Origin of the sequence: Bradyrhizobium commune (assembly GCF_015624505.1) — a bacterium.
GTDB classification, from domain to species: domain Bacteria; phylum Pseudomonadota; class Alphaproteobacteria; order Rhizobiales; family Xanthobacteraceae; genus Bradyrhizobium; species Bradyrhizobium commune.
Genome location: NZ_CP061379.1, coordinates 1,707,703 through 1,719,934, shown reverse-complemented (window position 1 = coordinate 1,719,934; position 12,232 = coordinate 1,707,703). Strand labels below are relative to the sequence as shown.

Here is a 12,232-nt window from a genome sequence, read left to right as displayed (position 1 = left end):
CTGCCATGACGCAAATCTCCCTCGTGGTCTCCGATGTCGACGGCACCTTGCTGACCAAGGACAAGACGCTGACCGACCGCGCCCGCGGCGCGGTGCAACGGCTGCACCAGGCCGGCATCGGCTTCACCATCACCTCCAGCCGCCCCGCCATCGGCATGCGCTTCCTGATCGAGCCGCTCGCGCTCTGGTTGCCGGTCGGCCCGTTCAACGGCTCCTCGATCATCGACCCCGACATGAGGCCGGTCGAGCAGCACCTGATCTCCGCAAGCGCGGCCGAACGTTGCCTACAGATCCTCCGCGAGTTCGGCGCCGACATCTGGCTGTTCACCTACGACAAATGGCTGATCGATAACCCGAACGGAAAATACGTCGCGCATGAAGAGCACACGATCCGCTCCACCCCGACCATCGTGACGGATTTTTCGCCGTATCTCGCCAGCGCCTGCAAGATCGTCGGCGCCAGCGCCGATGCGGCAGGGCTGGAGCGTTGCGAGAAGGCGATGCAGGAGGCGCTCGGCAGCGAGGCGACCGCGGTGCGCTCGCAGACCTACTACCTCGACATCACTCCGCCCGGCTTCAACAAGGGCACATTCGTGCAGGCGATGGCCAAGCGGCTCGGCATCTCGACCGACGCGGTCGCCACCATCGGCGACATGCAGAACGACCTCGCGATGTTCCGCGTCAGCGGCACCTCGATCGCGATGGGCAACGCCACCGACAGCGTCAAGGACCAGGCGACCCACGTCACCGCGAGCAACGAGCAGGATGGTTTTGCGGAGGCGATGGAGATGATCTTGAAGCGGAACGGGGTCGGTTAAGTCACTGCTTCGACCGCTGCATCGCCGGCTTGTCGCTCGCGTGCCGTGCCGCCGAGAGGTTATGCGCGGTGTTGATCAGCGCGATGTGCGTCAGCGCCTGCGGGAAATTGCCGGTCTGGCGGAGCGCGATAGGGTCGTATTCCTCGGCCAGCAGCCCGACGTCGTTGGCCAGGCGCGCGACACGGTCGAACAGCTCTTGCGCCTTGTCGAGATTGCCCGAGAGCACGTAGGCATCGGCGAGCCACAGCGTGCAGGCCAGGAACGCGCCTTCGATCGGCTGCGTCTCCTCGGAGACCTCGCGCGGATCGTGCCGCAGCACAAAGCCGTCGCGCATCATGTGCTGCTCGATGGCCGCGATGGTGCCACGGATGCGCGGGTCCTCCACCGGCAGGAATCCGACCGCCGGCAACAGCAGCACGCTGGCATCGAGCAACTTTGAACCATAGGACTCGACGAAGGCGCCCTCGTCCGCGTCGAAGCCCCTGTGGCAGACGTCGCGGTGGATGGCCTCGCGCAAGGCGCGCCAGTGCAACAGCGGCGCCTTGAAGCCGAAGGTCTCGGCGCTCTTGATGCCGCGGTCGAAGGCGACCCAGGTCATCACCTTGGAGAAGACGTAGTGCCTGGGCTGCCCGCGGCGCTCCCAGATGCCGTGATCGGGCTGGTCCCAGACCTCGGCAAGATGGTTGAGCACGTTGCACTCGACGGCCCAAGTCTCCTCGTCGAGCTTCAGCTTGGCCATCCGCGACTGGTGGAAGGCGTCGATCAGCTCGCCATAGACGTCGAGCTGGAGCTGCGCGTGCGCCGCATTGCCGACGCGCACCGGCTGGGCCCCCTCATAGCCAGCGAGCCAGCCCGCCTCCCATTCCAGGAGCCGCCGCTGGCCCCAGATGCCGTACATGATCTGCATGTTCGACGGTGAACCGGCCGCCGCGCGCAGCAACCAATTGTGCCAGGCGGAGGCTTCCTCGGTATAGCCGGAGTTCATCAGCGCCAGCAGGGTAAACGTCGCATCGCGCAGCCAGCAGAAGCGGTAGTCCCAATTCCGCATCCCGCCGAGCTTCTCCGGCAATGACGTGGTTGGGGCGGCGACAATGCCGCCGGTCGGCGCGAATGTCAGCGCCTTCAGCGTGATCAGCGAGCGCAGGATGAGATCGTGGTAGTCGCCGTCCTGGGTGCAGCGGCTCGACCATTCCTGCCAGAATTCCTCGGTTTCCTTGAGCGCGATCTCGGGATCGATCGGCTCGGGAGGATCGAGATGCGAGGGGCCGTAGGTCAGCACGAACGGCACGGTCTCACGGGCCGCCACCTCGAATTCCGCAACCGTCGTCAGATCCTCGCCGCGGGTCTCGACCGGCGTGCGCAGCACCGTCATGTCCTGCCCGGAGATCGCGAGCAGCGATCCATCCTCGCAGCGGCGCACCCAGGGAACGTCAACACCGAAGCCGAAGCGGATGACGAGCTCCATTCGCATCTTCACTGTGCCGTCGACGCCGCGCACCAGTCGCACGATATCTGACGCCTTGCCGCGCGGCGGCATGAAATCGATCAGCGTGACGGTGCCGTCTTTCGTCTCGAAGCGCGTTTCCAGGACGAGGGTGTTGCCGAGATAGCGGCGCGAGATACTGGTCGCCTCCTCGCTCGGCGCGATCAGCCAGCGGCCGTTGCTGGGCGTACCAAGGATTGCGGCAAAGCAGGCGTCGGAATCGAAGGCCGGCCAGCATAGCCAGTCGATCGAGCCGTTGCGCCCGACCAGCGCTGCGGTCTCGCAGTCGCCGATCAACGCATAGTCCTCGATCTTCTCTGACAATGGTTTGCGCGCCTGAGAAATTCTTAAGACTTCTCAACGCACGCCGGTCAAGGAACGTTCCCGCGTCGCGGCCTTCAAAGCCGCGAGATCGACCTTGGCGGCGATCTTGTCGAGCATAACAGGCAGCCGCTGACGCCAGTTCGGATGCTCGTCGATCGTGCCGGGAATATTGGGCTGGTCGATCACGCCGAGCAGATCTTCCAGCGACACGGCGAGCAGGCGCGATGGCGTGCGCGACAGGAAGGCGAGCACCGAATAGAGGTCGTTGGCGTCGATGCCGTTCTGGCGCAGGATCTCGTCGAGCGCGCCGAGCGCATCCCAGCGCGCCTGTTCGTCCTCGCCGGGATCTAGCCCGAGCGACAGCTTCATCCGGAGATCACTGAAGGAGCGCCAGCCGGCATAGGTGCAGAGATCGTGCGTGTTCAGCGTCACCAGCGCGTTCGGCCGGTAATGGTCGATATTGCGGAAATGGCCGGCATCATCGCGCTCGAACATCATGACGAGATAGGACCAGATGCCAAAGTCCTGCATGGTCTCGCGAAAACCTTCCGGCACGGTGCCGAGGTCCTCGCCGATCACGATGCATTTGTGGGCCGCGCTCTCTCGCACGACGGCGCCAAGCAATGCCTCGAACGGCATCTGCACGTAGGCGCCGTTGTCCGGCCTGAAGCCGCGCGGCACCAGATAAAGCCGCTTCAATCCCAGCACGTGATCGAGCCGGATCGCGCCGGCATGGCGCATCGAAGCGGCCAGCATGTCGGCGAACGGCACGAAGGATTGCGCTTCAAGACCGCCGGCGTTGAAGCCGGCGAGGCCCCAATCCTGGCCGACGGTGTTGAGCACGTCGGGCGGCGCGCCGACGGCGAGATGGCGCGAAATGGCGGTCTGCTCGTTCCAGGCATCGAAGCCGTTGGACTGCACGCCGACGGCGACGTCGAGATAGAGCCCGACCCGCATGCCGAGCTCGCCGGCCAACTCCTTGGCGGCATGCAACTGGCTGTCGGCCGTCCATTGCGCGAACTCGACGAATTCGACCTCGTGCTTGTCGGGACCGCTGCGCAATTCGGCGCATTTTGCATCAATCGGTTGCTGCCATTCGACCGGCCATTCCCACCACGGCCCGGTGAAGCGATGGCGCAGCACCTCGAAACAGGCAAAGCGGGACAACAGCGGCGCTCGCTCGGCGCGAAAGGCGTCGAACTGATTGCGACGGACGCCGCTCGCGCTTTTCACAAAGCTGTCAAAGGCGGCGCGCAGGCCCAGCCATTTCAGCGCTGCCATATCCGCATAAGGGACACGATCGCCTTCACGCAGCCGCTCGGCGGTTGCCGCCGCATCGGGGACGAGGTCCGCCGAAAATTCCGGGATCGCCTCGACGTCGATGTAGAGCGGGTTGAGAAACAACCGGCTGTTCGGCGAATAGGGGCTGCAATCGGTTGGATAATTATCGAACAGCACGTGCAGCGGGTTGAGCCCGACCCCGTCGGCGCCGAGCTGTTTTGCCAGCCGGACGAGACCGGCCAGATCGGTGAAATCGCCGATGCCCCAATTGCGGTCTGAGCGGACACCGTAGAGCTGCACGGCGAGCAGCCAGCCGCGATCGAAATCGCCGCCAAAGGCCCGCTCGGGTGCCACAATCATCGGCACCTCTTCCGTAGTACCTTTGGCATCGGTCAGTGTCAGCCGATGATAGCCGAGCGGCAGGCCCGCGGGCCATGCGATCACCGGCTCGCGCGTCTCGCCTTGCGCGATCACGTTAGGTTCGCTGATTTGGCCGCTGACGGTGACTTTCCATTGCAGTGGCGCGGCGCCGATGGCCGCCAGTTCGGTGCGCGGATGGCCGAGAGCACGAACCACGACCGGCCCGCTGACGAAGCGATAGACCCGCTTCTCCGGCAGCGCGTCGAGGATCGATTTGAGCGCCTCGGGCGCGGTGACCCGCAGCTTGCCAAGGGCGTCGGTAAATTCGGACTGAACGCCCTTGATCTGGGCTTGAGCTAAAAGATCCATTCGGCACGCAGCTTGCAGGCCATTGTTTGGCCGGGGACATCGATTTTAGCGAGGTGGCGGAAGACGTTAGTCAGGGTTAACGCGCAAACCGCAGCTGCCGTTCCCAGGGGGAACTAATGACACACAAGCGGCTTTCTATATAGGTACCAAGCGTAGGTTCCCGACAAGGGAAACGGGCTCCTGCTTTCTTGTCAATGGCATCACCGTGAACAAGACAATTCAAACTGTCGAAAGTGCCGCAGCCGGCAGCGCTTTCATCATCGAAGACGTCTATCCGCTGATCGACGGCGGCCGCTTTGCCGTGAAGCGGATCGCGAGCGAGCGGATCGAGGTCTGGGCCGATATCTATCGCGACGGCGACGCCGTGGTCAGTGCCGCGCTGATCTGGCGCGGCGAGCAGGAGCGCGAGTGGCGGCGCGAGCCGATGACCCATCACGGCGATGACCGCTGGTCCGGCGCGTTCGTGCCCGGCGAGCCCGGCGAATATGTCTATGCGATCGAGGCCTGGACCGACGAGTTCGCCACCTGGCGTCATGGGCTCGAACGCAGGCAGCTCTCCGGCGCCGACGTCACGCTCGATGCCATCGAGGGCGCCGGCCTCCTGACCAAGGCGCATGGCGCGCAGCAGGACGCCGCGGCCGTCATCGTCAGACAATGCGAGGACTACCTTCAAAGCGGTGACGTCGCGCCGCTGCTCGCAACCGAGCTCAGCGCGGCCATGTCGGAGAGCCAGTCGCGGCCCGACCTCACCCGCTCGCCGAACTTCCCGCTGATCATCGACCGCGACAGAGCGCGCTTTGGCGCCTGGTATCAGATGATGCCGCGCAGCCAGAGCCGGACGCCCGGCCAGCACGGCACGCTGCGCGACTGCATCGCGCGCGTGCCCGAGATCGCTGCAATGGGTTTTGACGTGCTCTACTTCACGCCGATCCACCCGATCGGCCACACAAGCCGCAAGGGCCGCAACAATGCTCCGGTCGCCGCTGAGGGCGATCCCGGCTCGCCCTATGCGATCGGCTCGGCCGAGGGCGGACACGATGCGCTGCATCCCGAGCTCGGCACCATCGAGGATTTTCGCGCGCTGGTCGCGACCTGCCTCGAATACGGTCTCGAGCTGGCGCTCGACTTCGCCGCGCAATGCTCGCCGGATCATCCCTGGCTGACGCAGCATCCGGAATGGTTCAAGTGGCGGCCGGACCGTTCGGTGCGGGCCGCGGATGGCCCCTACTCGGACATCGTCATCCCCGATTTCGCCTCCGTCGACAGGATCGGACTTTGGAACGCATTCCGCGACGCCATGTTGTTCTGGATCGACCACGGCGTCACCATCTTCGCCATCGACAATCACGACACCGCGCCGTTGCCGTTCTGGGAGTGGCTGATCCAGGACATCCGTCGCCGGCATCCCGAGGTGATCCTGTTCTCCAAGACCTACGCGAAGCCGAAGCTGATGAAGGGGCTTGCCAAGCTCGGCTTCACGCAATCCTTCACCTATTTCCCGTGGCGCACCGCGAAATGGGAGCTGGAGCAATATCTTGGTGAGCTGACGCGCTATCCCGAGCGCGACTTCTATCGACCGAACCTGTTCGTCAACACGCCCGATTTGCTGCCCTATCATCTCCAGAGCGGCGAAGCCTGGGCGTTCAAGTCGCGCGCTGCGCTCGCGGCGACGCTGTCGGGCAGTTACGGCGTCTATAGCGGCTTCGAGCTGCTGGAGCACGAGGCCGTCCCCGGCCGCGAAGAATATCAGGATTCCGAGAAGTACCAGATCCGCCAGCGCAACTGGGACAAGCCCGGCAACATCAAGCCCTACATCACCGCGCTCAATCGCATCCGCAACGAGAATGCGGCGCTTCAGCAGACGGCGGATCTGCGCTTCTTCAATATCGAGGACGACGAGACGATCGCCTTCGCCAAGGAGGCGGCTGAACCCGCCAACACGGTCGTCGTCGTCATCGCCCTCTCGCGCCATGTGCGCGAATTCTGGTTGCCGCTCGGCGACCTCGCCATCGACGTCGACGGCGAGCGCCGCCACGTCACAACACTCGAAAATCTCCTCACCGGCGAACAGTCCCGTATCGAATGGGGCGGGATCAGATTGCGGATCGATCCCGACCGCGATCCCGCACTGTTGTTCCGCTGCCTGGCGTAAGGATTCACGCCATGAACGTTCTGTCTTCCGTCGATACAAAAAAGGCCGAGGCTGCCGAGGTCGTGGATGAGCTCTGGTACAAGGACGCCATCATCTACCAGCTCCACGTCAAGGCCTTTGCCGACAGCAACAATGACGGCATCGGCGATTTTGCGGGGTTAACCGAGAAGCTGCCCTATCTCCAGGATCTCGGTGTCACCGCGCTGTGGCTGCTGCCGTTCTATCCCTCGCCCGGCCGCGACGACGGCTACGACATCGGCGATTATGGTTCGATCAATCCCGATTTCGGGACGATGAAGGATTTCAAGCGCTTCATCCAAGAAGCGCAGAAGCGCGGCCTGCGCGTCATCACCGAGCTCGTCGTCAACCATACCTCCGATCAACACGATTGGTTCAAGCGCGCGCGCCGCAGCCCGGCGGGCTCGAGCGCCCGCGACTGGTATGTCTGGAGCGACACCGACCAGAAATACCAGGGCACGCGGATCATCTTCACCGATACCGAGAAATCCAACTGGACCTGGGACCCCGAAGCCGGCGCGTTCTACTGGCACCGCTTCTTCTCGCACCAGCCGGATCTCAACTTCGACAATCCGCGCGTCGTCAGCGCCATCATCCAGGTGATGAAGCGCTGGCTCGACGCCGGTGTCGACGGCTTCAGGCTCGACGCCATCCCCTATCTCTGCGAGCGCGAGGGCACCTCGAACGAGAACCTCCCCGAGACGCATGCGATCATCAAGCGCCTGCGCCAGGAGCTCGATGCCTATTCCAAGGGAAAGCTGCTGCTGGCCGAGGCCAATCAATGGCCGGAGGACGTGCAGGAATATTTCGGCCGTGGCGACGAATGCCACATGGCCTACCACTTCCCGCTGATGCCGCGCATTTACATGGCGATCGCGCAGGAGGACCGTTTCCCGATCACCGACATTCTGCGCCAGACGCCGGACATTCCGGCGATCTGCCAATGGGCGCTGTTCCTGCGCAACCATGACGAGCTGACGCTGGAGATGGTCACCGACGTCGAGCGCGACTATCTCTGGACCACCTACGCCAACGATCCGCGCGCCCGCATCAATGTCGGCATCCGCCGGCGGCTTGCGCCGCTGATGGACAACGACCGGCGCAAGATCGAGCTGATGAACTCGCTGCTGCTGTCGTTCCCCGGCACGCCGATCATCTATTACGGCGACGAGATCGGGATGGGCGACAACATCTATCTCGGCGATCGCAACGGCGTGCGCACGCCGATGCAATGGAGCCCGGACCGCAATGGCGGCTTCTCCCGCGCCGATCCCGCCCGCCTCTACGCCCCGCCGATCATGGACCCTGTCTACGGCTACGATTCGGTCAACGTGGAGGCGCAGTCGCGCAGCCTGTCATCGCTGCTCAGCGCCACCAAGCGGCTGATCTCGGTGCGCAAATCGACGCTCGCCTTCGGCCGCGGCACCATGACGTTCATCCGTCCGGCCAACCGCGCCGTGCTCGCCTATGTCCGGCAATATCGCGACGAGGTGATCCTCTGCGTCGCCAATCTGTCACGTGCCGCGCAGGCGACCGAGCTTGATCTCACGCCATGGAAGGACCGCATCCCGCAGGAGATGCTCGGCCGCACGCGTTTCCCCGCGATCGGCGAATTGCCCTACATGATCACGCTGGGGCCTTACGGCTTCTACTGGTTCCAGCTTCAGGAACGCGACAAGTCCGAGCCAGTGACGCCACGCGCGGTTCCCGAGTTCGAAACGCTAGTGGTGCCGCTTAATTCGAATTGGGTGTCGCTCGCGCGCGAACGCGGCGTGTTCGAGCGCGACGTGCTCCCGGGATTCCTGTCGCGGACACGCTGGTATCCCGAGCACAATCCCAAGCACATCAAAGCCACGTTGACCTCGGCGGTGCCGTTCAGCGACATTGGTGATAACCGCCCCTGGATCGCGTTCTTTGAAACACCGCAGGACGACGTCACGACGCGCTACGTGCTGCCGATGCAAATCGAGTGGGTGCGGTTCGACCGTGAGCGCTTCAACCCGAAGGCGCTCGCCGCCGTGCGCCAGGGCGCGCGCGAAGGTACGCTGCTCGACGTCGCGACCGACCAGATCTTCATCGGGCTTTTCCTGCGAGGCTTGTCGCAGAACCTCGTTGTGGATGAAAACAATCTGCGACTGGAGTTCAAGGCCACCAGCCGATTCGCCGAATACGCCATCAAGGAACCCGCGCGCATCCGGGCGGTCGAGCAGTCGAACAGCACGGCCCTCGTCGACAACCAGTATGTCGCCAAGATCCATCGCCAGCTCGAAAGCGGCGTCAATCCCGAGATCGAGATCGGCCATTATCTCACCGAGGTCGCCCGCTTTACGCATGCGCCGGCGCTGCTCGGCAGCGTCGAGCTTGTCGAGGGCGACAGTCGCAGCGCCGTCGGCGTCCTGCACGCCTATGTCGAGAATCAGGGCGACGGCTGGGCGGTGACCGCTTCCTATCTCGACCGTCAGGTCGACGAGCAGCGGCTGCTGGCGGCGAGCGACACCCCCCGCGAGCATCATGACCAGGTTCCCTATCTGCACCATCTGGCGCAGACCGGCCGGCGGCTTGCCGAGCTGCATATGGCACTCGCCGCGGCCAAGCCTGCCGATCTCGCCCCCGAGGCGATCGGGCCGGCTCACCTCAAGCGCTGGGCCTCGGACCTCAAGGGGCGCGCCGAGCGGGTGTTCGAACGGCTCGCCGACAGCCGCAACAGCCTGCGCGAGGCCGACCGGCCGCTGGTCGACCGCCTCGTCGCCGCGCGCGCGGACCTGGCCGATCGGCTAACGGCGCTATTGCCATCCGGCATCGGCGGGTTGAACATCCGTCATCATGGCGACTTCCGCCTCGGGCAAACTCTGATCGTGAAGGACGACATCTTCATCATCGATTTCGACGGCGATCCGCGCCTGCCGCTGGCCGACAAGCGGCGAAAGGCTCCTGCCGCGCGCGACGTCGCAGGCCTCGTCCGCTCGATCGAGCTCGCGGCCACCGCGGCGCTCAATCGCGCGCTCGCGGGCGGCCCCGACGAGCAGGGCCGCATTGGAGCTGCCCTCGGCGAATGGCGCGAACGCGCCACCACGACATTCCTCACCGCCTATCGCGAGACCATGACCGACCGCCGGCTATGGCCGGACAATCGGAAGTCCGCGGAAAGCCTGTTAAGGTTTTTCATGCTTGATCACGCGTTCGACGAAGTAGAGTACGAGCTGTCGCACCGGCCGGACGGGCTCAATGCGCCGCTGACCGGGCTGCTTCGCATTTTGTCCAATGCCGAGAGCGAAGCACATGCCTAAACTGCCTGCCGAGGCCTACGCGATCATCGAGGGCCGCCACTCCGATCCCTTCCACTATCTCGGACTGCATCCCGAGGGCGGCAAGAGCGTGGTTCGCGCGTTTCTTCCCGAGGCTTCGAATGTCGAGGCAATCGGCGAACACGGCGAGGTGGCGAAGCTTGATCGCGTCCACGATTCCGGTTTGTTCATCGGCGCCCTGCCAAACGGTTCCAAACGCTATCAGTTGCGCGCGCAATTCGGCAACGACGTCGTCGAGCTGGAGGACGCCTATCGCTTTCCGCCAATCCTGACCGATTTCGATCTCTATCTGCTGGGTGAAGGCACCCATCAGCGCCTCTATGACAAGCTCGGCGCGCATCCAATGACGCTCGACGGCGTCGACGGCATCGGCTTCGTCGTGCTGGCGCCGAACGCGCGACGCGTCGCCGTGGTTGGCGATTTCAATTTCTGGGATTCGCGGCGCCATCCGATGCGGGTGCGCGGCGCCGGCTATTGGGAATTGTTCATCCCGCACGCCAACGCCGGTGACCACTACAAGTTCGACATAGTCGGACCGCACGGTCATCGACTGCCGCTGAAATCCGATCCGCTGGCCTTTGCGGCCGAGGTACGGCCGAAGACGGCCTCCATCGTCTTCGACGAGGCGCATCTCCCGCGTCCCCGCCCGGCGCCCGACGGCATCAACGCGCTGTCGGCGCCGATGTCGATCTACGAGGTCCATCTCGGCTCCTGGCGCCGCAAGGGTGACAATGAATGGCTGACCTATCGCGAGCTGGCCGAGCAATTGCCGGCTTACGCTCGCGACATGGGTTTTACCCATCTCGAATTCCTGCCTGTGAGCGAGCATCCGTTCGACGGCTCATGGGGCTATCAGCCGACCGGCCTCTATGCGCCGACCAGCCGCTTCGGCACGCCTGAAGATTTCGCCGCGCTGGTCGATGCCTGCCACCGTGAGGGCATCGGCGTGCTGCTCGACTGGGTGCCCGGCCACTTCCCCGACGATCCGCACGGGCTCGGCAGCTTCGATGGCACCTCGCTTTACGAGCATGCCAATCCGCTCCAGGGCCGCCACCTCGATTGGGGCACGCTGATCTACAATTACGGCCGCACCGAAGTGACGAATTTTCTGGTGTCGAACGCGGTGTTCTGGCTCGAGCGCTACGCCATCGACGGCCTGCGCGTCGATGCGGTCGCCTCCATGCTTTATCTGGACTACAGCCGCCCGCCCGGCGCCTGGATTCCGAACCAGTATGGCGGCCGCGAGAACATCGAGGCGATTGCGTTCCTGCGCCGCTTCAACACCGAACTGTTCGCCCGCTTCCCGCAGGCGACCACGGCGGCGGAGGAATCCACAGCCTGGCCGCAGGTCTCGCGCCCCGTGGAATTCGGCGGGCTCGGCTTCGGCTACAAGTGGAACATGGGCTGGATGCACGATACGCTGAACTACATCAGCAAGGATCCGATCCACCGCAAGCATCATCACGGCGAGATCCTGTTCGGCCTGCACTACGCCTTCTCGGAAAACTTCATCCTGCCGCTGTCACATGACGAGGTCGTGCACGGCAAGCGCTCGATCCTCGGCCGCATGCCCGGCGACGAGTGGCAGCGCTTTGCGAATTTGCGGGCCTATTACAGCTTCATGTTCGGCCATCCCGGCAAGAAGCTCTTGTTCATGGGCGCAGAAATCGCGCAGAGCCGCGAATGGAATCACGACCAGTCGCTCGACTGGCACCTGCTGGAATACAAGAACCATTCGGGCATCCAGGCGCTGATCCGCGACCTCAACCGGCTCTATCGCGCGGTGCCGGCGCTGCATCAGATGGATTGCGACCAGGCCGGCTTCGAATGGCTGATCACCAACGACGCCAACCGCAACGTGTTCGCCTGGCTGCGCAAGGGATTTGACGATCACGCGCGCTGCCTCGTGATCGTCAATTTCTCACCCAACGTCTATCGCAACTATCGCGTTCGTGTGCCGTTTGCCGGCAAGTGGAAAGAGGTATTCAATTCGGACTCCGCCCATTATGGCGGCAGCAATGTCGGGAACATCGGCGAGGTTCAGGCCGTTGACGGCAAGACGCCCGAGCTCCGCCTCACTATCCCGCCTTTGGCCGCGATCTTCCTCGTTCCGGAAAGCTGA

At 64.1% G+C, this 12,232-nt stretch carries 6 protein-coding genes; 4 read left to right on the top strand and 2 right to left on the bottom strand.

Annotated elements, in window-relative coordinates; translation table 11 throughout:
* Nucleotides 1–5 precede the first annotated feature (5 nt).
* Nucleotides 6–818 carry an HAD family hydrolase gene (locus tag IC761_RS08125; RefSeq protein ID WP_195802741.1) on the top strand — a complete coding sequence of 271 codons (813 nt, stop codon included), beginning with the start codon at nt 6–8 and terminating at the stop codon, nt 816–818.
* Nucleotide 819: 1 nt separating this feature from the next.
* Here the strand turns inward: IC761_RS08125 and IC761_RS08120 are convergent, their stop codons facing one another.
* Together IC761_RS08120 and malQ are read right to left on the bottom strand one after the other, a co-directional pair.
* Nucleotides 820–2,625 carry a glycoside hydrolase family 15 protein gene (locus tag IC761_RS08120; RefSeq protein ID WP_195802740.1) on the bottom strand — a complete coding sequence of 602 codons (1,806 nt, stop codon included), beginning with the start codon at nt 2,623–2,625 and terminating at the stop codon, nt 820–822.
* A gap of 33 nt (nt 2,626–2,658) precedes the next feature.
* Nucleotides 2,659–4,635 carry a 4-alpha-glucanotransferase gene (gene malQ, locus IC761_RS08115; protein ID WP_195802739.1) on the bottom strand — a complete coding sequence of 659 codons (1,977 nt, stop codon included), beginning with the start codon at nt 4,633–4,635 and terminating at the stop codon, nt 2,659–2,661.
* 205 nt (nt 4,636–4,840) lie between these two features.
* On the opposite strand from malQ, the gene IC761_RS08110 reads away from it, so the two are divergent.
* The 3 genes from IC761_RS08110 to glgB are packed head-to-tail and all read left to right on the top strand — an operon-like array spanning nt 4,841 to nt 12,232.
* Nucleotides 4,841–6,787 (top strand): maltotransferase domain-containing protein, encoded by a 1,947-nt coding sequence (locus tag IC761_RS08110; protein ID WP_195802738.1) that lies wholly within the window; start codon nt 4,841–4,843, stop codon nt 6,785–6,787.
* 11 nt (nt 6,788–6,798) lie between these two features.
* Complete coding sequence (gene treS, locus IC761_RS08105) at nt 6,799–10,092, top strand: maltose alpha-D-glucosyltransferase (RefSeq protein WP_195802737.1); 3,294 nt, start codon at nt 6,799–6,801, stop codon at nt 10,090–10,092.
* Nucleotides 10,085–12,232, top strand: coding sequence for a 1,4-alpha-glucan branching protein GlgB (gene glgB, locus IC761_RS08100; RefSeq protein ID WP_246791465.1), 2,148 nt, complete (start codon nt 10,085–10,087; stop codon nt 12,230–12,232). The genes treS and glgB overlap by 8 nt, the downstream gene beginning before the upstream one ends.